Here is a 24736-nt window from a genome sequence, read left to right as displayed (position 1 = left end):
ACGGCATGAACGGCAAGGTGGTCAGCGCAGCGCATGCGGTCAGCCTGATACGCGACGGCGACACCATCGCCACCGGCGGCTTTGTCGGCGTCGGCTTTGCCGAGAACCTGGCGGTGGCGCTGGAGCAGCGCTTCCTGACGACCGCCGCACCGCGCGACCTGACGCTGATTTATGCCGCAGGACAGGGCGACGGCAAGCAGCGCGGCCTCAATCACCTCGGGCATGAAGGGCTGGTCCGGCGCATCATCGGCGGCCACTGGAGCCTGGTACCCAAGTTGCAGCAGCTGGCCATCAGCGGCAAGGTGGAAGCTTACAACCTGCCGCAGGGCGTTATCTCCCAGCTGTTTCGCGATACCGCCGCAGGCAAGCCGGGATTGCTGACGCATGTGGGCCTGGGCACCTTCGTCGATCCGCGTCACGGTGGCGGCAAGATCAATCAGCGCACCACCGAAGACCTGGTCGAGCTGACCACGCTGGGCGGCAAGGAACACCTTTTCTACAAAACGCATCCGATACAGGTGGCGCTGATACGCGGCACTACGGCTGACGCCAATGGCAATATCAGCATGGAGCGCGAGGCGTTGACGCTGGAGGCGCTGGCCATCGCCATGGCCGCGCATAACTCTGGCGGCATGGTGATCGTACAGGTCGAACGCGTGGTCGAACGCGGCGCGTTGAATGCGCGCCAGGTCAAGATACCCGGCATCCTGGTGGACCATGTGGTGGTGGCCGAGCAGCCGGAATATCACATGCAGACTTTTGCCGAAGCGTACAGCGCGGCCTTTGCCAGCGAAACGCGGGTAGCGCTGTCGGCGCTGGGCGAGATGCCGCTGTCGGATCGCAAGGTCATCGCGCGCCGTGCGCTGATGGAGCTGCGGCCGGGTGACGTGGTCAATCTCGGCATCGGCATGCCGGAGGGCGTGGCCGTGGTGGCGGCCGAAGAGCGGATGCTGGAGCAGGTGACGCTGACGGCGGAAGCGGGCGTCATCGGCGGCATGCCGGCGTCCGGCCTGAACTTCGGTGCTGCCACCAATGCGGATGCGGTCATCGACCAGCCTTACCAGTTTGATTTCTACGACGGTGGCGGGCTGGATGTCGCCATTCTCGGGTTGGCGCAGGCGGATCGCATGGGTAATTTGAATGTCAGCAAATTCGGCAGCAAGCTGGCTGGCGCAGGAGGTTTCATCAACATCAGCCAGAATGCGCGCAAAGTGGTGTTTGTCGGCACCTTCACCGCTGCCGGCGGCACGACGCGCAAATTCGTCCATGAAGTCGAGCATCGCACCTACAGCGGCGAGTATGCCGCGCGGCGCGGCCAGCAAGCGCTGTTCGTGACCGAGCGCTGCGTGTTCCGGCTGGTGCTGCGCGATGGCGTGTCGGGACTGGAACTGATCGAGATCGCACCGGATATTGATGTCGAACGCGACATCCTGGCGCAGATGGACTTCCGGCCAGCCATCAGCCCTGAACTCAAAATGATGGATGCGCGTTTGTTCGCGCCAGGGATTATGAATCCATAATTATGCGTGTTTATGCGTATTTGTGTACAATGCACGCATGAAAACCGAACCTCTCCTGCTGCCCGAGCGGCATGCATTGATACTAAAGCAACTCGCTGCGGATGGCCGTGTGCTGGCTGCCGCGCTGGCGCGTCAGCTTAACGTCACCGAAGACACCATCCGCCGCGACCTGCGCGACCTGGCGGCCGCTGGCTTGTGCCAGAAGGTCTATGGCGGCGCAGTGCGCCTGTCCGCCGTGCCGGAAAGCGGCACGCTGGTGCAGCGGATGGAGCGTGGGCGGGACGGCAAGTCGCGCCTGGCCACTGCCGCCGCCAGGCTGGTGGCGCCCGGTAGCACCATCTTCCTTGACGCCGGCTCCAGCAACCTCGCCATCGCCGAAGCGCTGCCGCTGGCGCCGCTGACAGTGCTGACCAACGCACCATCGATCGCCGCGCGGCTGCTGGACAAGCCGCATGTGGACCTGATCATGATTGGTGGCCGCATCAAGCAAAGCCTTGGCGGCAGTGTCGGCGCCACCGCGATGCGCGAGCTGGAGCTGATTCATCCCGACCTGTATTTCGTCGGCGCCTGCGGCGTTGATTTGCAGGCCGGCGTTACAGCGGTAGATTACGAAGAGGCGGAATTCAAGCGGCGCCTGGCCGCGCAAAGCAAGGCCACCGCTGTTGTCGCCACGGCCGCCAAGATTGGCACGGTAGCGTCGTACCGCGTGCTGCCAATTTCCCAACTAACCCACCTGATCGTCGAAGCGGAGATGGCCGAGGATGTGGCGGAGGAATATGCCGCCGCCGGCACCCGCCTGCTGCGCGCCGACGCATGAATGCTATGAAAACTACTGGTTTAAAACAGCGCGTCTCGACGCGCCTGGCTTTCCTCGCGGCCGGCATGGCCATGTCTTCCTGGGCGCCGCTGGTGCCGTATGCGCAAGCGCGCACCGGCGTCGAAGCCGCGCAACTGGGGCTGCTGCTGCTGTGCCTCGGCATCGGTTCGCTGATGGCGATGCCGGTAACTGGCGTACTGGCGGCGCGCTTCGGCTGCCGTCGCGTGATCATGTTGTCCGGTCTGGGCTGCTGTGCAGTGTTCCCCTTTTTGGCGATCGCGCCCAGCGCACCCTTGCTGGGACTGAGCTTGTTCCTGTTCGGCGCCACCATCGGCACGCTGGATGTGGCGATGAATGTGCAGGCGGTGATCGTCGAGAAGGATTACGGCGGCGCGCTGATGTCCGGCTTCCATGGCATGTTCAGCGTCGGCGGTATCGTAGGCGCTGGCGGCATGAGTCTGATGCTGTGGCAGGGCATGGACATCATCAGCGCTTCGGTGGCGATGACCATCAGCGTGGCGCTGGTGCTGCTGGCGGCGGGCCCCAGCTTGCTGCGCGAGGCGCCGGCGTCCGAGCGCGACGCGCCGTTGCTGGTGGTGCCGCGCGGCGCCGTGGTGCTGATCGGCGTGCTGTGCATGTTTGTGTTCCTGGCCGAGGGCGCGGTGCTCGACTGGAGCGCGGTGATGCTGACCAACAGCGGCATGAGTGGCGCGCAAGGCGGCCTGGGTTACGCGGCGTTCGCGGTGGCGATGACGATTGGCCGCCTGAATGGCGACAAGATCGTGCAGCGCTGGGGCGGCCGCCGCATCCTGCTGCTGGGCGGACTCGCCTCCGCTGCGGGCTTTCTGATCGTGGTGCTGGCGCCGTCGGCGTGGCTGGCGCTGCTGGGCTTTGTGCTGATCGGCTGCGGTGCGTCGAATATCGTGCCGGTGCTGTTCACGGCGGCGGGCAGCCAGCGCGACATGCCGGCCAGCCTGGCGGTCAGCGCGATTTCAACTATCGGCTATGCCGGCATCCTGGCGGGACCGGGGCTGATCGGTTTTGTCGCGCATGCCATCGGTTTGCAGTGGGCCTTTGCGGCGCTGGCCTGCGGCATGCTGCTGGTGGCTACACAAGCCCGTCGAACAGCATAACATCAACCAGTTGGCCGGCGGCGACGCTGGCCTGGTCGTGGTGCAGAACGACGATGCAGTTCGCTTCGGTCATGGAACTGAGGATGCCGGAACCTTGCGCACCGGTCAGCCGCACCTGCGGCATGCCGTCTTCGCTTTGGCTGACAATCCCGCGCTGGAACTCGGTGCGGCCGGGGCGCTTGCGGATGGCGTCCGTGGCGCGTGCGCGCATCGTTTGTAGCGTGCTGTCGCTGCCCATCATGCGCAGCAGGGCGGGGCGGGCAAACATGTAGAACGAGACCATCACCGCGACCGGATTGCCGGGCAGGCCAAATAGCCAGGCGCTGTCCTGCTCCGTTTGCACTTTGCCGAAGGCCAGAGGACGGCCAGGGCGCATGGCCAGCTTCCAGAAGGCGACATCGCCTATCAGCGCCATGATGTCGCGCGTGTAGTCGGCCGCGCCTTCGGAGACGCCGCCGGAGGTGATGATGGCGTCGGCCTTGCTGCTGGCTTCACGCAGCGCCGCTTCCAGCGCCTGCGGATCATCGCGCACCACGCCCAGGTCGATCACTTCGCAGCCGAGGCGTTGCAGCATGCCGAACAGGGTGTAGCGGTTGCTGTCATAGACGCAGCCTTCTTCGAGTTTCTCGCCAAGCGAGCGCAGTTCGTCGCCGGTGGAGAAGAAGGCAACCTTCAGCTTGCGCCTGACCGTCACTTCGCTGATGCCGAGCGAGGCGATCAGGCCGAGATCAGCGGGGCGCAGCAGCTTGCTTTTGGCGATGGCGACGCCGCCGGCTCGCAGGTCTTCGCCAGCGCGGCGCAGGTTGGCGCCGGTGCGGATGGCGTTGTGGGCGATGGTGACTTCGTCGCCGTTGATGCTGGCGGCCAGTTCCTGCGGCAGCACGCTGTCACAGCCGGGCGGAATGGCGGCGCCGGTCATGATGCGCACGCATTCATGGGCCTGCGGCGCTTGCGTGAAAGGGTGGCCGGCGTAGGCGATGCCGATGGTCTTGAAGGTGGCCGTTGCGCCGGCGGCGGGCAGATCCTGGCCGCGCAGCGCATAGCCGTCCATGGCGGAGTTGTCGTAGGCGGGGACGTTGATTGGCGAGATGATGTCTTCGGCCAGCACGCGGCCGAGGGCGTCCAGCAGGGCAAGCTTCTCGGTCGCTTCGACCGGCGTGATGCGCCCGCAGATCAGGCGCTGCGCCTCATCGACCGGCAGCGCGGCCGGATCGCCATCCGGCGTGCGGGCGCTGGCCGCAGCAGCGGGCGGCTGCGGTGCTGGCGCCGCATCGAGGCCCGCTGTTGCGGCCAAGCCTGCGGCGGCGGCCAGGCCGGCGCTCGGCAGCGTGGCGGCCGAGGCCTTAGCGGTGTCGCCTTGCGCGACGGCCGGCGCTGGCGCCAGCGTGGCGCGTTCGTGGTGGTGCAGGTCTTCCAGCGTATTGATGTTGCCGAAGGCGGCGCTGTCGTCGAACAGCACCTCCGCCACGCGCAGCGATTTGTAGAAGCCCTCCATGCGGCGCGCCCCGGTCTCCAGATACGCTTCCAGCTGCGGCAGCACGCTGGCTTTCACCAGGCTGAAGACGGGATGCGGCTGGCGGAACGGCGGCGCGTCGGGCTGTTCCGGATCGCGCTCCATGGTGACCGCCATTGCCAGGTCGGCGCCTTCGGCCTGCATTGCCGCGTACAGGCGTTCCCCCATATCCAGTGGGAAGAACGGCGAATCGCACGGCGCCGTCAGCAGCAACTCGGTCGGGCAGAATTGCAAGCCCACCTGAAGGCCGGCCAGCGGCCCGGCAAAGCCATCGAGGTAATCCGGCAGCACCGGCAACGCGCCGGCCACCGCCTGATACTGCGGCAGGTTGCGGTTGGCGTTGACTGCCAGCGATGCCACCTGCGGCGCCAGCCGCGCCAGCACATGCGCCACCAGCGTCGCGCCGCGAAACGGCTGCAAACCTTTATCCACGCGGCCCATGCGTGTGCCGCGACCGCCCGCCAGTATCAGTCCGGTGACCTTGCTCTTCAAAGACAAAACTAACCCCCGATATAAGACATTTCCACTTTGTTCGCACTGCGCCGCAGCGCTGCCGTCTGGCTGGTGCGCAGTTCCGAATAGCGGTCGCCGCGCGCGCGCCACAGATGCGCCAGCGCGCTGCTGATCTCTGCGTCGCTGCGGCCTTCGCGCAGCAATGCACGCAGATCGTGGCCGCTGGTGGCAAACAGACAGGTGTACAGTTTACCCTCAGTTGACAGCCGCGCGCGCGTACAGTCCGAGCAGAAGGCCTGGGATACACTGGAAATCACGCCGATTTCGCCGCTGCCGTCGGCATAGCGCCAGCGCGCCGCCGTCTCGCCGCTGTAATTGGCGCTCAGCGGCTCCAGCGGCATGTCGGCGCTGATGCGGCGCACCACTTCTGCCGATGGTATCACCTCATCCATTTTCCAGCCGTTGGAGGCGCCCACGTCCATGTATTCGATGAAGCGCAAGATGTAAGGCGAGCCACGGAAATGGCGTGCCATCGGCAGGATTTCCTGGTCGTTCATGCCGCCCTTGACCACCATATTGATCTTGATCGGTCCCAGTCCCACCTGGTGCGCGACGTCTATGCCGTGCAGCACGTCGTCCACCGAAAAATCGACATCGTTCATGCGCTGGAAGGTGGCGTTGTCCAGCGCGTCCAGCGATACCGTCACGCGTTGCAGGCCGGCGTCCTTCAGCGATTGCGCCTTGCGCGCCAGCAGCGAGGCGTTGGTGGTCAGCGTCAGGTCCAGCGGCTTGCCGCTGACGGTCTTCAATTCGGCCAGCATGCCGACCAGCCGTTCGATATGCTTGCGCAGCAGCGGCTCGCCGCCGGTCAGGCGGATCTTTTCCACGCCGTGCGCGATGAACAGTTTGGCAATGCGGGTGATTTCTTCAAACGACAGCAGCGAGGTGTGCGGCAGGTATTGGTAGTCGCTATCGAACACCGCTTTCGGCATGCAGTAGACGCAGCGGAAGTTGCAGCGGTCGGTGACCGAAATACGCAGGTCGTGCAGCGGCCGCGCCAGCTGATCGCTCAGCAGGCCGGTGGGTGTTTCCAGCGTGGAGGGAATAACCGGCACGTCGCCACGTTGCTCGGTCATCATGATGATTTTTTCTGCCATGGGTAGTGCAATCTTGCTGTTTTTGAAAACCTGGGCGCACCCTCGCGCGCCCAACCAGCTACGATACCACGGGCAGCAATTCCGTGCCCTGTCCAGAGGCTAGAAGCCCGCCTCGCGCCAGGCCACTGAAGCGGCGGTGCGCAGGAAGCGCAGCGCCGGCGCTTCCCACTGCCCGGCGATGGCGACATGGCCGCGCCATTCCGGGCTGGATGGCGGCAGTTCGGCATCCGCCTGCAGCAGCACGCGGTACACCGCATGCTCGGGATACAGCACGCCATTCTTCTCGCGCACCAGCACATCGCCGCCGAACAGCGCCGCCAGCGCCGGTTCGCCCAGCACCCGGCTGGCGTCGCGGTCGATGGCGGCCACGGTCAGGCGCAGCGCTGGCCCCCCCATGCCGCCGGCGATGAACAGCGCGCGGTCGCCTTTGGCGATGCGCCGCACCGCCTCTTCGTCGACGTAGGTGACGACCTGCCATTTGCCGGCGGCGACCAGCGAGCCCAGATACTCCTGGTTCTTCAGCCATTCGCCAGGGCGCAGATCGGGATCGACGTCGACCAGCATGCCGGCATACGGCGCCTGCGGCCGATAGCGTTGCTGGTCGGCGCCGACGGTGGCGCGTTCGGCGCTGGCGTAGGATAGCTGGTCGTTGAGCACCTGCCAGTCCTTGCGGCTGCCGGCATCCAGCCCGGCGGCGGCGGATTGCCAGGCCAGCGCTTCGTGGCGCGCACCGGTTTCGTCTTCGCGCAGCGCCAGTTCCGGCGACGACAGGCGCAGCAGCGGCGCGCCGGCGGCGACCTGCTGGCCGTTCGTCACCGGCAGCGCTTCGAGTGCCGCATGCGGCGGCGCATACAACGCCAGGCGCTGTTGCGGTTGCAGCAGGCCGGAGGTCAGCACGCGGTTGGGCCATGGCAGTACGAACAGCGCGGCCAGCAGCAACAGCAGCAGGGCGCTGCGTTTGCTGCGGCGGCCATGGGGCAGGTCACGCCAGACTTTGATCTCGCGCCACACCGGCAGCGCGACGAACCAGCAGATCTCGACGATGAACAGCAAAATGCCGACCGCCTTGATGAAGAAGTGGTAGACCAGCGCCGCAATCCCGAGGAACAGCACCAGCCGGTAAATCCACACTGCCCACGCAAACAGGATCAGGCCAGTGTGCAGGCGCGGCGGGAATGGTTCCGGCGCCGGCTCGCCGAGCGCAAACAGGCGTTCGCGCAAATCCCAGCGCGCCAGCGCGAACGAGCGGTTGTGCAGGTTGGGCAGGCCCAGATAGTCGGACAGCAGGAAGTAGCCGTCAAAGCGCATGAAGGGACTGGCGTTGATCGCCAGTGTGGTGATCCAGGTGGTGGTCGACAGCAGGAAGGCCACCTGCTGCGGCCCGCCTTCCGGCAGCCACACCCAGGCCAGCGTGGCCCAGCAGGCGATCATCAATTCGGTCATGATGCCGGCGCCGGCTACCGCCAGCCGCTGCTCGCGGCGTGCCAGCTTCCACACTTCGTTGGTATCGGTGTAGGCCACCGGCCACATGACCAGGAAGGCCAGGCCCATGGTCGGCACGCGGCAGCCATAGCGCTTGGCGGTCAGCGCGTGGCCCATTTCGTGACACACTTTGGCGAAGGTGATGGCGCAGCCGTACAGCAGCGCGCCTTGCCAGCTCAGTGTGTCCATCAGCGTGGCGCTGAAGCGGTCCCACTCGCGCCAGGCGCCGGCCAGGCCGAAGACGCCGGCGGCCAGTGTCAGCCAGCGGAACAAGGGCGAAAACAGGAAGCCCAGTTGCGGCGTGATGCGGTCCAGCCAGCGGTCCGGCCGCACCAGCGGAATGCGGAAGAACAGATAGTTATGCAGCAGCCATTGGTGCCAGCTGCCGCGCTGCTTGTCGCGCATGGCCGCCAGTGTGGCCGCCGAGCCGCGCGCCGGTTGCAGCAATTGCTGGTCGCGCAGGAAGGCCAGTAGGCGATCGAGGTCGCCGAGGTCCAGTTGCAGCGTGGTGTCGCGGTTGATCTGCTCCAGCATCGCGTGCGGGTTTTTCAGATCCCAGCGGCTCAGCATTTCAAAGCTGGGCCAGTCGAGCTGGAAGAACTGGTTGCGTACCGGATCGTGCAGCGTCCAGCTGGGCTGACCGTCGGTCAGGCGCGGGCCGGCGTCGATGGCGAGTTCCTGGCGCAGCAGGGGCAGTTGCAGCAGCATGGTTCAGAACGCGATGAACTGGCGGATCGCGGCCAGCGGACGGCGCACCACCCAGTAAATCAGCGGTACCCGTTCGCCGCCCAGCTTGGCCGTGCCTTTGAGGCCGATGCGCTGGCCGGCCGGCGCGTCCAGTGTGGCGCGCACGCGGTAGGCGTAACTGCCGTCGGGACGGGCGGTGGCGCGGTGGCTCATGTAGCGCAGCGTGCCGCTCAGCGGCGTCAGCGGCGAGGACGCCAGGTACAGTTGCAGCGGTGCGCGGTCTGTCAGCGGGATGGCGTCGCCGATCGGTATCCAGGCTTCGATTTCCACATCGTCAGCGGCTGCCACCTGCATGATGCGTTCGCCGGTCTGCACCGGCCGGCCGATCCATTCGGAGGGATCGTCGAACAGCACGATGCCGGCTTGTGGCGCCAGCACGCGCGAACGCTGTGCCTGGCCTTCGAGGAAATCGGCCTGGGCCTGCTTCTCGGCCATCTTGCCCAACGTGGCCGCCAGTTGGGTGCGCACACGCTGATCGTTCAGCATCAGCTGGGCGTTCTGGCGGTACTCGGCCTGCGCGGTCGATAGCGCTTCGCGGGCGACGTCCAGCCGGCTGCCAATTGGCGCCTGGTCGAACGAGAACAGCGGCTGGCCGGCCGCCACCACCTGGTTCGGCCGCACCGAGAATTCAGCGATTACGCCCTCCAGCGGCGCGCGGATGGTGGCCGGCTTGGACGGCACCAGTTCGCCCGGCGCCAGCACCGTCATCCGCACCGGGAACAGCAGCACCGCCAGCAGTACCAGCGCGACACCGGCGCGGCGGCGCCAGCGCTGATGTTGGGCGCCGCTTTGCCACCAGTCGCGCAACAGCGTGGGCGTGCGCGCCAGCGACCAGCGTGGCGGTGGATGGGCGGCACGCCAGGCGTGCTGCCAGATGTCCATCCATTCGGCCAGCAGCGCCAGTTGATTCGGCGGCAGCGAGGCGTCGCCGGCCAGCAGCAGGCCACCGCTGGCAGGGCTGGTGGACGCGGCGGCATCGGATCGACGCGTTGCCCCAGGCTGCACGCCGCGCAGCGGCAGCCAGACGGCGTGCGTCGGCAGCCAGTCGTCCCACTCGGCCTTGATGGCCGGCGGCAGCGTGGACGGATCGATCGTCAGCGGGGTATCGGCGCTGTGCTGTGTGGTCAGCGTGCGGCACAGCTGGTCCAGCCATTGCGCATACGGTGCGTTGCTTTCTACCGCGACCACGCCGGACAGCGTGTGCACGCCGCTGCTGCGGAACCACAGCGCGGCCTGGCGGTAGGGCGCCAGGCCGCGCGTTTCGTTGACGGCCAAAAAGGCCAGTTCGTTACTGCTGGCCGCAGCGCGGGCGCGCTGGGCCAGTTCCAGCAGGGAGATCAGGGGATTGGTCGGTGCGCCATCGTTCATGACGACAATGCTACCAGACGGGCAGCGGCGCTGCTACGCGCGCTGCGCATCTGTTCCCCCAGGCTGGCGCGGCCGACCGGGTCGGCCGGCTCGCTCTGCCAGTAACCGGTCTTGGCGCCGTCCTTACTCACCACGATCTTGAACACTTGCGTCGCCACCCGGCCCTGGCTGTCGCGCGCCGTCACGCGGAAACTCAGCGTGCCTTCAAAGGCCTGTGGCGGCGTGCCTTCAAAGCGTGCGGTGCGGCCGTCGAAGCGTAGCCAGCCCGGCAGCGTGGTGCCGTCGGCCATTTGCGCGCTCAGCGTGACATTGGCGCTGTCGCCCGAGTGGGCAAACGCGTCGCTGCCGATCTGCACCGAGATCCGTTCACCGCTGACGCTGGCGATGTCGGGGATCGGCGTGTACGCCACCAGCGCGGCGCCACCCGGCAGTTCGGGCAGGGTGAGGATCTGGAACGCGTTGCCGGTCAGGGACTGGATTTCCGGCATCGGCTGCAACGTGACGAAGGTGGGCAAGGTGTCGATCACCGTCGGTGGCGCCTGGCCTGGCCAGGTGGTGGTGATGTCATTGCCGCTGCCGAGCGGCGGCAGCACTGTCGGCGCCACCGGTTGCGTCTGGGCCGGCAAGCCCGGCGCCCCTGACGTTTCGCCTGTGGGCGTGAGCACCGTGCCCGGTCCGGCCGTCGTCGGTTGCTGCGGCGCCTCCGGCTGCACCGGCGTTTCCGGCCGCACCGGTGGTGGCACTTCCGGCTCGGTCGGCGTGGTGGGGAGGGCGCTGACAGTCAGCGTGCGGCCGGCATTGCCGGCGGCGTCACGTACTTGCAGCAGTGCGCTGCTGGCGCCATTCAGGCTGAGCGACCACGTCTGGCCGCTGCTACTGAGCGTACTCCAGGTGCTGCCGTTGTCGCGCGATACCAGCACGCTTTCGCCGCTGCCCAACGGCGCCGACAGTGAGCCGCTGATGGCGCCGTCCGCCGTCTGCGTGCTCAGCACTGGCGTGGCAACCGGCGCGGTAGTGTCCAGCACATAGGCGCGCGCCAGCGAGGCGCCGTTGCCGCCGGCGCTGCTGACGCGCGCCACCAGCGTGTTACTGCCGCTGAGCGCGACGCTGGCGCTCCAGCTGGTGCCGCTGACGCTGGCATTCTGCCAGGTGGCGCCGCCATCCAGCGACAGCTGTACCGTCTGGCCGGCAGCCAGTGGCGCCGACAAGCCGCCGCTGACAATTTGTGCGGCGACATTGGTGATGAAATCGCTGTTGCTGCTGCCGCTGTCGGCCGACAGCGCCATGCTGGTGACGCCGGGCAGCGTGTTGATGGTCAGCGTGCCGCTGCCGCTGCTGCGGTTGCCGGCCAGGTCGGTCACGGTGGCCACCACGCTGTAGCTGCCGCCGGCGGTCAGTGACAAGGTGCCGCTGGCCGGTGTGGCGCTGGCCAGGTCCAGCGTCCAGCGGCCGTTGACGACGCTGACCGCATAGTTGGCGCCGCCCACCGCGACGCTGAGGGTTTCGCCATCGGCCAGCGTGGCGGCGCCGTTCAGCACCGGCGTCAGCGAGCTGCTGCTGAATGCATCGGCCAGCGGGGCTGCCGGCGGCGTGGTGTCCAGCGTATAGGCGCGGCTGTAGACGGCGCCGTTGCCGCCGTCGCCGCTGACGCGCACCTGCAAGCTGCCGCTGCCTGCCAGTGTGGCGCTGAACGACCAGCTACTGCCGCTGGCAGAGGCATTGCTCCAGCTGGTGCCGCCATCAAGCGACACCTCGACCCGTTCCCCCGCCTGCAACGGCGCCGACAGGCTGCCGCTGATGGTTTGCTGCGCGATATTGGTGATGAAGTCGCTGTTGCTGGCGCCGCTGTCGTTGGACAGCGTCGCGCCGCCCGCCGTGGTGGTTGGCGGCGTCGCCGGTTGCGCGAGCGTGCCAACGATCAGTTCACCGCTGGTGGTGTCGTTGCTGCTGTTGCCGGCGGTGTCGGTGATGGTGGCGGTGACGTTGTACTGATTGTTCAGCACCAGCGTTAGCGCGCCGGTGGCCGGCACGGCGCTGGCCAGGTCCAGCGTCCAGGCGCCGGCCACCGGGGTGACGTCGTAGGTGGCGCCGCCGACGGTGACGGTCATGCTGTCGCCGGGCGCCAGCGTGGCGCTGCCACTCAGCACCGGTGTCAGGCTTTGCGTGGTCAGTGGCGTGACGGTGGCGGCGGCCGGTGGCGTGCTGACGTAGGAGTAGACCTGGCCGGCGATTGCCGCATCGTTGCCGGCGGTGTCGCTGACTTTGACCTGCAGCGTGTCAGTGCCGGGGGTGAGCGTAAGGTTGGCGATCGACCAGCCATCCAGGCCGTCGCTGGTGGCGAGGCTCCACGAACCGCCATTGTCGGTCGAGACATAGACCATTTCGCCGGCCTGCAGGTTGGCTGATAGCGTGCCGCGGATGGTCTGGCTACCGATGTTGGTGATGAAGTCGCTCTTGCTGCTGCCGCTGTCGTCGGAAAACTCGATGCTGGCGATGGTGGTGGTCGGCGCGGTGGTGTCCAGCACGTAGGATTTATAGGAAATGGTGCCGTTATTGCCGGCGACGTCGCGGACGTAGAATTGCAGCGTGTTGCTGGACGCCAGCGTTACGCCGTCCCAGCTCAGCGTGGTGCCGCTGACCTTGCTCGTGATGTCGTCCCAGTTATGGCCGCCGTCGTACGAGCCGATCACCAGTTCACCGCTGGCCAGCGCGCTGCTCAGCGTGGCGCTGACGGTTTGCGCAGTGGCGTTGGTGATGAGATCGGTCTTGCTGCTGCCGGTGTCGTTGGAGAAGCCGATGCTGCCGAAGGTGGTGCTGGGGCCGGTCTGATCCAGCACATAATCAAACGTGGCGGTGCTGCCGTTGTTGCCGGCGGCGTCCTTGACGTACACCTTGATGGTGTTGCTGCCGCTCAGCGTGCGGGCGTCGATGGTCCAGTTGCTGCCGGCGGCCACGGCGATGATCCAGCTGGCGCCGTTGTCCAGCGACACCATGACGGTTTCGTTGCTGGCCAGCATGCCATTCAGCGTGCCGCGGATTTCGGTCTGGCTGGCCTGTTTCGTGATGAGGTCGGTGGCGGAACTGCCGGTATCGTTCGAGAACACCACGGTGCTGCCGGTGATGGCGGGCGCGGTGGTGTCGATGACGATGTTGCGGTTGGCGCCCAGCGAGCCGGCGGTGCCTGGCGTCAGCAGTGTCACCGAGGCGTTGCGGCCGGCGCCGTTGCTTTCGTAGATCAGGGCGTTATTCAGCGACAGCGCGGCGCTGCTGGCGTAATCGAGGTCGGCGCTGTTCTGGCCGGCGGCGACGGTGTAGTGGAACACCAGCGTGTTGCTGCCGCCGCCGCTGAAGTAGGTGGCGGTGCCGCCGCTGCTGAGCGCCAGCGTCGGGATGCCGCCGGTGGTGTTGACTTCCACTGCAGCGCTGAACGAGACGGTGATGCTGATCGTGCTGCCGGCGCCGTAGCTGCCGTTGGCGGTGCTGCTGACGTTGGTGATGCTCGGCTGCGAGCCGTCGATCAGCACGCCGGCGGTACTGCCCTTGCTGTTGAGCGTGTTGACGCTGTCGTTGCCGGCAAGGTCGGTCAGCGCGCCGTTGTTGACGCTCAGGGCGCCGATGGTGATGCCGTCGGCGTCGGTGTCGCCGTTGACCACGATGTAGCGGAACACCAGTGTGCTGCTGCCGGAGCCGGAGAAATAGCTGGCGTAGCGGGTGACGCCGCCGACGTCCAGCGCGATGCGCGGCGTGCCGCCGCCGGTGTCGACGTACACCGCTTCGTTGAAGTTGACGCTGAAGTCGAGCGATTCGCCGCTGTAATACGTGGCGTTGAGCGGCACCGACACCGAGGTCACGGTGGGCGCGGTGGTATCGATGGTGACTGTCTTGTCGCCCGAGGCGGCCGAGACGTTGCCGGCGACATCGGTGGCGGTGACGGTGATGCTGTGGCTGCCCTGGGTCAGCACCCCGGTGGTGTAGCTCCACGTGCCGCCGCTGGTGATGGTGGTGCCGAGCTTGGTGGCGCCGTCGTAGATGGTGACGGTGCTGCCGTCTTCGGCGGTGCCGTTCAGCGTCGGCGTGTTGTCGTAGGTGACGCCGTCGCTTGACGAGACGCCGGTTTCGCTGACGAGCGTGGGCGTCGGCGGCGCCGCCGGCGTGCTGGTGTCCAGCACATAGGCCTTGCTCTGCACGGTGCCGATGTTGCCGGCCTGGTCCAGCACCTTGACCTGCAGCGAATTGCTGCCGCTCAGCGTAACGCCGGTCCAGGTGAGGGTGGTGCCGCTGACCTTGCTGGTGATGTCGTTCCAGCTGGTGCCGCCGTCGGTGGAGCCTTGCACCGTGTCGAAAGCGGCCAGCGTCGTGCTCAGCGTTACGGTCACGGTCTGGCTGGCCACGTTGGTGATGAAGTCGCTGTTGCTGGCGCCGTTGTCGGTGTTGAGCGCCCAGCTGACAGCGCTGTGCGGCGGCGCCGTGGTGTCGTAGACATAGGTCTGGGTCCTGGCGGTACCGTCGTTGCCGGCCAGGTCGGTGACCTTGACCTTCAGCGTGTCGCTGGCGGCGAGCGTGACGCCGCTCAGCGAGAAGCTGTTCTGGCCGACGGCGGCGCTGGCGGCGCTCCAGCTTGTGCCGTTGTCGAGCGAGACGTACACCGATTCACCGCTGGCGACATTGGCCGACAGCGTGCCGGTGACGGTTTGCGAGGCAATGTTGGTATAGAAGTCGCCGACGATGTTGCTGTCGTTGGAGAACGCCAGCGTCGACACCGTGGTGCCGGGCGCGACGGTGTCCAGGACATAAGCCTTGCTGCTGGCAACGCCGTCGTTGCCGGCCAGGTCGGTCACCTTGAGCTTCACCACCTGGGTGCCGGCCGCGCTCAGCGTGGCGCCGTTCCAGGTCAGCGCGGTGCCGCTGACCTTGCTGGTGACATCGGTCCAGTTGACGCCGTCGTCGGTCGAGGCCCATACCGCATCGCCGCTGTCGAGCGGGCTGCTGAGGGTGGCGTTGATGGTCTGGCTGGCGTTCTTGGTGACCAGGTCGGTGGCGCTGGCGCCGGTGTCGTTGTTGAAGCTGTAGTTGCTGAAGGTGGTGGTGGGCGGGCTCTGGTCCAGCTGATAAGCCTGGGTGTGAGCGGTGCTGGTGGCGCCGGTCGCGCTGATGGTGCGCACCTGGAAGGTATTGCTGCCGGCAATGGTGACGCCGGTGTCTTTCCAGGCATTGCTGCCGGCCGTGTAGTTGCTGGCGTCGCGCCAGTTGGCGCCATTGTCGTAGGACACCTGGACGCGGGCGCCGGTGTCGAGGTTGGCCGTCAGCGTGCCGCTGAATTCCTGGCTGGCGACGTTGGTGATGAAGTCGCCGGGGGTGCCGCTGTCGTATTTCATCGTGGCGTTGTTGGCCATCGCCACCGGCGGCGCCGCCTTGACGTCGTTGATGACGATATCCTGCAGCGTTGTGTAGCCGGCGGCCTTGATGGTGACGCTGCGGACGTCGTCGAGCACGGGGGTGAAGCCGTTGATGAGTGTCAGTATGCCAAAGGTGCCGACGCCGCTGAAGCCAAACGTGACCGGGGTATTGCTGCTGGCGAACGTTACAGTGATGGTGCCGGCGGAGGAATCGCCCTGGGCGCGGAACGAGGTCAGATCGAACGAATAGCCGGCGGCGACGCTGATGGTCAGCGCAATCGTCTGGTGGTCCGCCGACAAGGGGTAAATGCCGAGGCCGTCGCCGTAATCAAAGATCTCGGCGGAGCTGAAGGTGAACGCCTGACCGCCGATGGTGCGGTTGATAACCGACACCAACCCGTTGTCGTCGGCGTCGACGCCGTAGGTGAAATGGATGGTGTCGAGCACGCCGTCGTACTGCACCAGCGCCAGCTCGCGGCTGTCGATGGTGCCCGCCTGCGCTTCCAGCGTCCAGTTGCCGCCCAGGCGGGCGGCGCCGGTCAGGTCGGTGGAGGCGGCGACGTCGGCGCCGGTGGCCTGCGCCAGGCCGGCCAGCAGCGCGCCGTTGTCGCCGACATCGCAGCCGTACAGCAGCAGGTCGCCGTCGGCGCTTAGCGCGCGGCCCAGTTGCGCCAGTTCGGCCTGGGTGTGGTTGTCGGCCAGCGCGGCGGTGTCGAGCCGGGTGACGCCGAGCAGCAGTGCGCCGTCGCTGCCGTGCGACAGGATGTGGATGGTGTCGTAGCCGCCTTCGGCCGCCGCCCACTGGGCGATCTGCGCCAGGCCGTCCTTGCTGCCGTCGAACTCGACGATGCCGACGCCGTCGCGCACGCCGGCTTCCAGCGTCTTGTAGTTGGCCAGCGAGGTATCCACCAGCACCACTTCCTTCTTGCCCTCGTCCTTGGCCGGTTCGGCGGCGCGCACCAGCACCGCCGGCGGTACGGCCGCCGCGACAGCGGCGTCGTGCACCTGGGCGGCGTGGGCGGCGTCGGCCAGCGCGCCGTCAAACATGAAGCGCTGCTCCAGCGGCAGCAGTTGCGAGGCGCGGCGCAGCGGACGGCGGCGAGTTTGAGTTTGGGCGGGGAAGTAGGGATGGTTCATGTCAGACTCCTGGGGACGCGCCGTTGGCGCGGGGTAAGGCAAACTTGGCAAGATGGGTGGCGACGCGGGCGTCCAGCGCCGGCCGCCAGTCGGCTGGCATCACGGCCAGTACGCTGGTCAGCAATTGCTCGGCGGCGGCGGCCAGTGCGCTGTCCGGCGGCAGGCTGGCCTTGGCGGCGCTGGCCCACAAATAGGTTTTGGCCAGATGCTCGGCGCTCAGCGCGCCGCTGTCCGGCTGCGGCGGCTGGTGCGCGTACAGCACGGCGGTCGGCAGGTAGGCCGCCACATGGCCTTCGGCGGCCAGGCTTTCCATGCCGGCCAGCGCCGCCTCGACATCCACCGCGCCGCCGTCGCCCTGCGACTGCATGATAGCCAGCTGGTAGCGCGCTTCGCTGACGTTGCGCTCGGCCGCCAGCCGATACCAGTGGCGCGCGCCGGCCAGGTCGACCGGTACGTTGGCGTCGTGTTGCAGGTACTGGGCCAGCCGCAGCATGGCCGGCGGCGAATTGGCCTGGGCGGCGGCGGCGCACAGCGCCAGCCCATGCGCGACGTCGCTGGCGACGTAACGGCCGCGGATGTAGAACTCGGCGGCCATGCACAGTGAAATTTTGTGGCCGTTGTCGGCGGCGGCCAGGTAGCTGGCCAGCGCGCTGGCGGCGTGGCCGGGCGCATCCGGCGTACGCATCAGGCAGTCGCCGTGGTAATGCAGCGCGGTCGGCACCTTGCGGCCAGCGGCCTTGGCGAACCAGGCGCAGGCGGCGTCGCGGTCGACTGGACGGCCCCAGCCGTTTTGATGGAACTGGCCCAGTGTGAATTGCGCCAGCGGGTTGGCGGCGGCCTGACGCTGGAACGCGCTGTAGGCGCGGCTGTAATCGCCGCTGGCCAGCAGGCTGTAGGCGTGCTTCAGCTGGCCGGCGTAATCCGGCGCGGGCGCAGCAGCTGCCAGCGGCGCCAGCAGCGCGGTCAACAACACCAGCAATAAAAAGCGGATCGACTGCATGTTATTCAGGCGGCCGCGCACTGGGCGCGGCCGCACCTTGCTTTAGTTGGAGCTTGGGAAAATACCCTGCACGGCGATGAAGTAATACATCGCCAGGTAAGGCTGCATATTGCTGAATGGCTGGCTGCCGCCGGCAATCGCGGTGTTGGTGGCTGGCAGCGTGCCGTTGACACCCGAGTTCACCGAACCGCTCAGCGTGACCGGCGCGGTCGAGGTCGACGTGACCGCAATGCTGCCCGCCAGACTGGTTGCGGCCAGGTTGACGTCCGGCGCCGCCGAGCTGTAGATGCGGTTGGCCGGGCCGGCCGGCACGGACAGCGCGGCGTCGGTCGGGGTGCCGATGGTGGCGTTGGCATTGGCGGCGCGCACGCGCAACTGGCTGGTGTCGACGTTGAACTGGGCGCCGCTCAGCGCGGCGGTGCCGGTCGCCTTGCTGAGGTCGAGCGTGGTGGTGACATTGGTCAGCGGTACCGCCGCGATGCCGTGGACGTGTTGCGGCATCTGGTTGGGCAGCAGCGTCACACTGGCGTTACCGGCGGCCTGGCCGACCGCATAGCTGATGCCGTCGATGCCGGTGCCGGCGCCGATGATGGTGCGGCCGCGCAGGTCGGGCAGCTGGAAGGTGCTCTGGCCGTTGCCGCCATAGGTGAGGCCGAGTAGCGAGAACAGCGCGCTGTTCTGGGAAATCGACAGGGTCTGGCCATTGGCCGGCAGGTAGCCGCGCAAGTCGTTGCGGCTCCAGGCCAGGACGCAGACAGTGGATAGATAGGTATCCGAGGCGCCGCAGGCATAGCTCGGCGTGACCCAGGCGCAGGAGGCGGCGGCGACGGCCAGGGCCAGGTAGCGGTGGCAGCGGTTGGTGCGTGACTTCATTTGATCCCCTTTGCTTTTAGTGTGGGTGGAAAAAACTACTTTGGTGGCGGCACCATCAACACTTTGCCGCTCATGCCGGCGACCAGCTCGCCGAATCGGCCATCGATGACAGCGCTCAGCTTGACCGACTGGCTGACCGGATCGACGCGGGCGCCGATGCGCTGCACCTTGGCCGGATACGTTTTGCCGGTCTCGTCGATGCTGACCTGGAACGGCGCGCCGCTGCGCACCCATGCCAGCCAGCGCGACGGCACAATGAACTCCAGCTCCAGTTGGCTGTCGTCGAGGATTTCCATCAGCGCCTGGCCGGGCTGCACGTATTGCTGTTCGCGCGCCTTCTGCTCGGCGATACGGCCGGAAAACGGTGCGGCAATGCTGCACTTGCCCAGCAGCGCGCGGTTGGCCGCCACCTCTGCCTGGGCTTTTTGCGCTTCGGCCTTCGAGACGTCCAGCTCGACCTGGCCAACCGAATTCAGCTGCGCCAGCTTCTGGTTGCCTTTCCAGTTGGTCTCGGCCGCCATCAGCGCGGCGTCGGCCTTGGCCAGCTGCGCCTGCTGCAGCACGCAGTCGAACTGCACCAGCAACTGGCCCTGGCGGAACGACGCGCCCTCGGCCAGCGGCAGGCGGTTGATCTTGGCGCCGATTTCGGCGGCCAGCGTGGTGTAGCGGCGCGGCGCCAGCTGGGCGCGGATTTCACGGCTGTCCAGCGCACCGGCAGCCGGTGCTGCTGGCTGCGGTGCTGCGTGGAGCGGCAGCACAGACGACAAGGTCAGACTCAACAGGGACAGACTCAACAGGGACAGCACATGCTTCATTGACCGCCCTCGATGGCCGGCAACTGGCCGCGATTCCAGGCTTGCAAGGACTGGCCGACTGCGCTGGTCAGTTGGTCCAGCGGCATGCTGGATGAGCCGGTGATGGCGGGTTCCATGCCCAGCGTGGCTTGCAGCCGCGATGCGGCGGCCTGGGCGTTGGACAGCGCCTGATAGCGGCGCAGTTGCGACAGCACGGCCGTGCTTTGCTGCGAAATACGGTCCAGCGCCGACTGTTTCTGCGCTTCGGCCTGGTTGGTGATGTGGTTGGCGATGCGGGTGTCAACGCCGGCGATGGCGTCGGCGCGCTGGTACTGGCGCGCAGTGTTGGCGTATTGCAGGCGGGCGATGTGCAGCTGGCTCAGCACCGCCATCTGGGTCGCCATGCGGCGCTGGTTGGCCAGCGACACGCCGGCATCGGCCAGGCGCAGCTGCGCCGGTGCCGACAGCAGGCCCAGCAGGTTGAACGAGATCTGCGCGCCGGCTTCGTTCCAGTTCTGGTGGATCAGATAGTCGTCATTGCTGTGCTTGACGCCATAATTGAACGACAGGCCAGGGAAGATCTTCAGCAGCGCGCGGCGGGTTTCCTGCTGGGCGATGCGGGCGTTGTAGATGCCTTCGCGCAGATCCGGATTGCGCAGCAGTGCATATTCTTCCAGCCGGTCGACCGGCTGCTCCAGCCACACGGTGCTGAGTTCGCTGGACGGCTCGACCACGGTATAGTCGGCGGTCAGCGGCAGGTTGGCCAGCGTTGCCAGTTCAATCTTGCCAGTCGACAATTCCTGTTCGATGGTTTCCAGCAGGCGCAGGTTTTCCAGCAGCTGGCGCTGGTAGCGCAATGGCTCCAGCGGCGAGCGGATGCGGTCATCTTCGGCCTTGCGCGCGTCTTTCAGTGCGGCTTCGGAGTCGGCGATGGTCTGGCGCAGCTGCGGCAGCAGCTTTTGCGCCGCCACCACGCGCCAGTAAGCCGAGCGCACATCCTGTACCAGGTTGTTCAGCGCCTTGCGGTGGCGTTCGCTGGCGATCAGCACGCGGTCGGCGTTTTGCTGGGCCGCATAGTAGCTCTGGCCGAAGTCGAGCAGGCTCCAGGAGATGCCGACTTCAGTGGTCAGCACTTCGCGGCTGGAGGAAATGTATGGGTTGGCCAGCGACGGCGCACCGGTGACGGAATCGACGCTGCGGGTTACCAGGTCGTTATTGCGGTCGCGGTAGCCGGCCGAGGCGACCAGCTTGGGCAGCATGTCGAACTTGCCGGCCTCGAAAGTGCCGAGGGCAACCGCTTCTTCCATCGCGCGGAAGCGGCGGTCGGCATTGTATTTGATGGCGCGGGCGATGGCGTTATCCAGCGTCAGTGGGCCGGTCAGCGGTTCGACGTCCTTGGTCAACGCGGCTTTATCTTCTTGCAATGTGGCGCGGACTTCGGGCAGCGTCAGTTTGGCGTTTTCCACATTCAGCGTCGAGCAGCCGCTGAGTACCAGCAGACTGACGGCGGCCAGGCCTAGCGTTTTGGCGGTGGAGCCATGATTAAGTTTTTGGTTTGAGCGCATTAATAGTGGCGTGAATCTAGTTAATGATGGTCAATAAGAGTTTGCCAGTGTAACCGGCGTAGTTGCCCCGGAAATCGCGATATTGGCTACTGTTGCTGATTTGGTACTGCAACTGTATCCTATCATCAATTTACAATCCTTCGGGAAACCTTCTGAATTCTTCTTCATGTGGCTGTAGGCTTACTTTCGTATGCTGCGTGATTATTCGTGACAATTGAATTAATATTTAATTAATAAAATATTCAATTAATGTGATTGTTGGCGATAATTTCCGGACTGAGCAATTGCTCGGAAATAAAAAAGGGAAGCATCAAGCTTCCCTTTTTTATTTGCTGGACCGGATTATCGGCGCGTATCGACCTGGATCAATGGCTCGTCAATTTGCGGTGGCAGCGGCTTGCGTTCGCGTGGTACGCGGGCAGGTTGCACGACCTGCGCAGCGGCGTCCTGGGCGGCGCGCAGCTTGGCTGGATCGGTTGCTGCCAGCGTCAGGCCGGCGGAACCAAGCACTGCTTGCAGGTCAACCGGCGCAGCTGGCGCTGGTGCTGCCACAGGCGCCGGTGCTGGCTGGGCTGCAACTGGCGCCGGGGCCGGCGCTTCCACGACCGGGGCGGCAGCCGCTACAGCGACTGGCTCGGCCGGGGCAACTGGCGCCACCGGAGCGGCTATTGGCTCAGCAACCGGCTCGACAACCGCGACTTCCGCCACGGCTGGCTTGGCTGCCGGTGCTGCCAGCGCTGGTGCGGCTTCCACTGGAGCAACTGCCACGGCAGCGACCGGTTCGGCGGCCACGACTGGCGCTGCGGTTGCCACAGGGGTGGCGGCTGCCACTGGTTCGGCAGCGATTACAGGCTCGGCAGCGACCACCGGTTCGGTGGTGACGACCGGCGCGGACGCAGCGACTGGTTCAGCGGCGACGACTGCTTCGGCGGCGGCAACTGGCGCGGTGGCTGCCGGCTCAGCGGCGGCGACTGGCTCGGCGGCAGCAACGGATTCCGCTGCGGCAACCGGTTCAGCGGCAGGGGCGGCAACTGGCTCGGCCACGGCAGCCGGTGCTGCGCTGACGACTGGCTCGGCGACTGGTGTGGCTGGCGCCACTTCCGCTGCGGCGGTCACGGTCTCGGCAGCAGCTACTGCAGTGGTTGCGACTGGCGGAGCAAAGCTCAGTTCAGTCTGCTCACCCGCTTCGCCTGCGACTTCTTCCTGACCTTCAACGCCTTCAACGCCTTCGCGTTCACGGCGATTGCGGTTGCGGCCACCACGGCGACGGCGACGGCGTGGCTCATCGCCTTCACCTACGACGTCGTTCTCATCCCCCTCAGGACCGGCGTTTGGCGCCGATTTCAGGATGCTGGCGGCAGCGTCAGTTGCCGGACCGGTCGATGCGACGGCGGCGTTCAGTGCCAACTCTTCCACTTTGGCTTCGACGGGTGCCTTGTCGCCGCGCGGTTCGCGTGGCTGACGTGGTGGGCGCTCACCGCGCTCTGGACGCTCGGCGCGTTCCGCACGCTCGCGGCCCTGGCCTTCGACGGCCGGGTCACGCGGCTCGCGCGGTTCACGTGCCTCGCGGCCCTCGCGTGGTTCACGGCCTTCGCGTGGCTCGCGTGGTGGACGCGGCTGACGTGGTGGACAGCCATTGGCGTCCGCTGCCTTGCCTTCTTCCTGGCCAGCAGCAGCACCAGCGCGGGTAGCGCCGGCTTCTTTCTCGTCGCGCTCGCCACGGCCACCTTTGCCATTACGGCTGCGGCCGCGTGGGCCACGGGCGTTGCGGTCGCCACGCTCGCCGCCAGCAGGCGCCTTGACCACGATGGTCGGCTGCTGCGGCAGGGCAGGGGTGGCTGGCTTGCCGGTGAAGAAACCGATCAGCTTGGCGAAGAAGCCTTGCTCGGCTGGCGCTGGCACTGGGGCCGGCGCTGGCTTGATGACGGTGTCGCTCGGCTTGCGCTCGACCAGCGGTGCTGGCTGCTCAGGGGTGATGGTCTTGACCATGGCTTCCTGGCGTGGCTTGGTTTCTTCCTTCTGGCGCTTGCTATAGGCCATATCGGTTTCCGCCTGCTCGGCCAGCGAGTAGCTGGCGGCGCTGTCTTCCAGGCGCGGATCGTCGTGCTTGATGCGCTCCAGCTTGTAGTGCGGGGTTTCCAGGTGCTTGTTCGGCACCAGGATGACGTTGATGCGGTGGCGCGTCTCGATCTTCAGCACTTCGCTGCGCTTTTCGTTCAGCAGGAAGGCTGCCACATCCACCGGCACTTGCACGTGGATGGTGGCCGAGTTTTCCTTCATCGCCTCTTCCTGGATGATGCGCAGCACTTGCAGTGCCGACGATTCGGTATCGCGGATGTGGCCAGTGCCCGAGCAGCGTGGGCAGGCAACGTGCGAACCTTCCGACAGCGACGGACGCAGGCGCTGACGCGACAGTTCCATCAGGCCGAAGCGGGAAATCTTGCCCATCTGAACGCGGGCACGGTCGTGGTGCAGCGCGTCTTTCAGGCGCTGTTCGACTTCGCGCTGGTTCTTGGCCACTTCCATGTCGATGAAGTCGATCACGATCAGGCCGCCCAGGTCGCGCAGGCGCAGCTGGCGGGCGACTTCTTCAGCCGCTTCGCAGTTGGTGTTGAAAGCGGTGGTTTCGATGTCGGAACCGCGGGTGGCGCGGGCCGAGTTGACGTCGACCGAGACCAGCGCCTCGGTGTGGTCGATGACGATGGCGCCGCCGGATGGCAACGGCACGGTGCGGCTGTAGGCGGTTTCGATCTGGTGTTCAATCTGGAAACGCGAGAACAGCGGCACGTCGTCGCTGTAGCGTTTTACACGGTGCACCATGTCGGGCATCACGTGGCTCATGAACTGGTGGGCCTGCTCGTAGATCTCGTCGGTGTCGATCAGGATCTCGCCGATGTCCGGCTGGAAGTAGTCGCGGATCGCGCGGATTACCAGCGACGATTCCTGGTAGATCAGGAAGGCGCCCGACGCCGACTTGCCGGCGCCTTCGATGGCGCGCCACAGTTGCATCAGGTAGTTCAAGTCCCACTGCAGTTCATCGACATTGCGGCCGATGCCGGCGGTGCGGGCAATTACCGACATGCCTGGTGGCAGGTCCAGCTTGTCCATGGTTTCGCGCAGTTCCTGGCGCTCTTCACCTTCGACACGGCGGGAAACACCACCACCGCGCGGGTTGTTCGGCATCAGCACCAGGTAACGGCCGGCCAGCGAGACGAAGGAGGTCAGGGCGGCGCCCTTGTTACCGCGTTCTTCCTTTTCCACCTGGACCATGATTTCCTGGCCCTCGCGCAGCGCATCCTTGATGGTGGCGTTGCGCACATCCACACCTTCACGGAAGTAAGTACGTGCTACTTCCTTGAAGGGCAGGAAACCGTGGCGATCTTCGCCATAGCTGACGAAGCAAGCTTCCAGCGACGGTTCGATGCGGGTGATCACGCCTTTGTAGATGTTGGACTTGCGCTGTTCGCGTCCGGCGGTTTCGATGTCGATATCGATCAGTTTCTGACCATCGACAATCGCTACGCGCAGTTCTTCTTGCTGCGTAGCGTTAAATAACATGCGTTTCATTTTTATTAACTCCGCGACCCTTGGGCCATCGATGCCGTCCGGTTTCTTAGGACCGGTGCGGCAAGCTACAGGGATATACGCGAGAATCGGAATGATTATGGTGGGTATGCCCATCCTGTGCGGCCGCGCAGGCAGCCGCAACTGGGCGCATGAGGTTGATCGACATGCCGAGTGCTCGCTTCATCTGTAGTTCTCCATGCGGCCCCGACGGACG

Annotated in this window: 12 protein-coding genes and 1 pseudogene; 3 read left to right on the top strand and 10 right to left on the bottom strand. The window is 66.2% G+C overall.

What is annotated here, in order from left to right; all coding sequences use genetic code 11:
• Nucleotides 1-5: 5 nt before the first annotated feature.
• The 3 genes and pseudogenes from BLS51_RS08055 to BLS51_RS08045 form a co-directional block, all read left to right on the top strand.
• A pseudogene (locus BLS51_RS08055) lies at nt 6-1505 on the top strand (acyl CoA:acetate/3-ketoacid CoA transferase); the annotation flags it as partial.
• Nucleotides 1506-1557: 52 nt separating this feature from the next.
• Complete coding sequence (locus BLS51_RS08050; RefSeq protein WP_090181804.1) at nt 1558-2337, top strand: DeoR/GlpR family DNA-binding transcription regulator; 780 nt, start codon at nt 1558-1560, stop codon at nt 2335-2337.
• Between the two features lie 5 nt (nt 2338-2342).
• Entirely contained in the window at nt 2343-3470 is a 1128-nt protein-coding gene (locus BLS51_RS08045) for an MFS transporter (RefSeq protein WP_090181806.1), read from the top strand.
• On the opposite strand, the gene glp is transcribed toward BLS51_RS08045, so the two are convergent.
• The 10 genes from glp to BLS51_RS07990 form a co-directional block, all read right to left on the bottom strand.
• Nucleotides 3445-5481, bottom strand: a complete 2037-nt coding sequence (glp, locus tag BLS51_RS08040; RefSeq protein ID WP_090181809.1) for a molybdopterin molybdotransferase MoeA — start codon at nt 5479-5481, stop codon at nt 3445-3447. The two genes, BLS51_RS08045 and glp, sit on opposite strands and share 26 nt — an antisense overlap.
• 2 nt (nt 5482-5483) lie before the next feature.
• Nucleotides 5484-6593, bottom strand: a complete 1110-nt coding sequence (moaA, locus tag BLS51_RS08035) for a GTP 3',8-cyclase MoaA (protein WP_090181811.1) — start codon at nt 6591-6593, stop codon at nt 5484-5486.
• A 99-nt stretch (nt 6594-6692) separates the two neighbouring features.
• Nucleotides 6693-8783 carry a site-2 protease family protein gene (locus tag BLS51_RS08030; protein ID WP_175472536.1) on the bottom strand — a complete coding sequence of 697 codons (2091 nt, stop codon included), beginning with the start codon at nt 8781-8783 and terminating at the stop codon, nt 6693-6695.
• A 3-nt stretch (nt 8784-8786) separates the two neighbouring features.
• On the bottom strand, nt 8787-10190 hold the full coding sequence (locus BLS51_RS08025; RefSeq protein WP_090181813.1) for an efflux RND transporter periplasmic adaptor subunit: 1404 nt from the start codon (nt 10188-10190) through the stop codon (nt 8787-8789).
• Entirely contained in the window at nt 10187-16723 is a 6537-nt protein-coding gene (locus BLS51_RS08020; RefSeq protein ID WP_090181816.1) for an Ig-like domain-containing protein, read from the bottom strand. The genes BLS51_RS08025 and BLS51_RS08020 overlap by 4 nt, the downstream gene beginning before the upstream one ends.
• A 1-nt stretch (nt 16724) precedes the next feature.
• Nucleotides 16725-17723, bottom strand: a complete 999-nt coding sequence (locus BLS51_RS08015; RefSeq protein ID WP_139168672.1) for a tetratricopeptide repeat protein — start codon at nt 17721-17723, stop codon at nt 16725-16727.
• Between the two features lie 42 nt (nt 17724-17765).
• Nucleotides 17766-18596, bottom strand: coding sequence for a phage tail protein (locus BLS51_RS29965; RefSeq protein WP_217636435.1), 831 nt, complete (start codon nt 18594-18596; stop codon nt 17766-17768).
• Nucleotides 18597-18631: 35 nt separating this feature from the next.
• The gene (locus tag BLS51_RS08000) at nt 18632-19411 is read right to left on the bottom strand and encodes an efflux RND transporter periplasmic adaptor subunit (RefSeq protein WP_090181822.1); all 780 of its coding nucleotides are present in this window, start codon (nt 19409-19411) and stop codon (nt 18632-18634) included.
• The gene (locus BLS51_RS07995; protein ID WP_090181825.1) at nt 19408-20955 is read right to left on the bottom strand and encodes a TolC family protein; all 1548 of its coding nucleotides are present in this window, start codon (nt 20953-20955) and stop codon (nt 19408-19410) included. The genes BLS51_RS08000 and BLS51_RS07995 overlap by 4 nt, the downstream gene beginning before the upstream one ends.
• A gap of 342 nt (nt 20956-21297) precedes the next feature.
• A complete protein-coding gene (locus BLS51_RS07990) occupies nt 21298-24522 on the bottom strand; it encodes an Rne/Rng family ribonuclease (protein ID WP_090181827.1) in 3225 nt (1074 codons plus the stop codon).
• Nucleotides 24523-24736: the final 214 nt, after the last annotated feature.

The sequence above is a fragment of the Duganella sp. OV510 genome (assembly GCF_900100205.1).
Lineage (GTDB): Bacteria > Pseudomonadota > Gammaproteobacteria > Burkholderiales > Burkholderiaceae_D > Rugamonas.
The sequence above is the reverse complement of the archived record's forward strand: the minus strand, read 5'-3'. Positions and strand labels throughout refer to the sequence as shown.

Excerpts from the sequence above, each read along its gene's own strand:
- BLS51_RS08050 (WP_090181804.1), top strand. The coding sequence starts at position 1,558 with ATGAAAACCGAACCTCTCCTGCTGCCCGAGCGGCATGCATTGATACTA.
- BLS51_RS08045 (WP_090181806.1), top strand. The coding sequence starts at position 2,343 with ATGAAAACTACTGGTTTAAAACAGCGCGTCTCGACGCGCCTGGCTTTC.
- moaA (WP_090181811.1), bottom strand. The coding sequence starts at position 6,593 with ATGGCAGAAAAAATCATCATGATGACCGAGCAACGTGGCGACGTGCCG.
- BLS51_RS08030 (WP_175472536.1), bottom strand. The coding sequence starts at position 8,783 with ATGCTGCTGCAACTGCCCCTGCTGCGCCAGGAACTCGCCATCGACGCC.
- BLS51_RS08025 (WP_090181813.1), bottom strand. The coding sequence starts at position 10,190 with ATGAACGATGGCGCACCGACCAATCCCCTGATCTCCCTGCTGGAACTG.
- BLS51_RS08020 (WP_090181816.1), bottom strand. The coding sequence starts at position 16,723 with ATGAACCATCCCTACTTCCCCGCCCAAACTCAAACTCGCCGCCGTCCG.
- BLS51_RS08015 (WP_139168672.1), bottom strand. The coding sequence starts at position 17,723 with ATGCAGTCGATCCGCTTTTTATTGCTGGTGTTGTTGACCGCGCTGCTG.
- BLS51_RS29965 (WP_217636435.1), bottom strand. The coding sequence starts at position 18,596 with ATGAAGTCACGCACCAACCGCTGCCACCGCTACCTGGCCCTGGCCGTC.
- BLS51_RS08000 (WP_090181822.1), bottom strand. The coding sequence starts at position 19,411 with ATGAAGCATGTGCTGTCCCTGTTGAGTCTGTCCCTGTTGAGTCTGACC.
- BLS51_RS07995 (WP_090181825.1), bottom strand. The coding sequence starts at position 20,955 with ATGCGCTCAAACCAAAAACTTAATCATGGCTCCACCGCCAAAACGCTA.
- BLS51_RS07990 (WP_090181827.1), bottom strand. The coding sequence starts at position 24,522 with ATGAAACGCATGTTATTTAACGCTACGCAGCAAGAAGAACTGCGCGTA.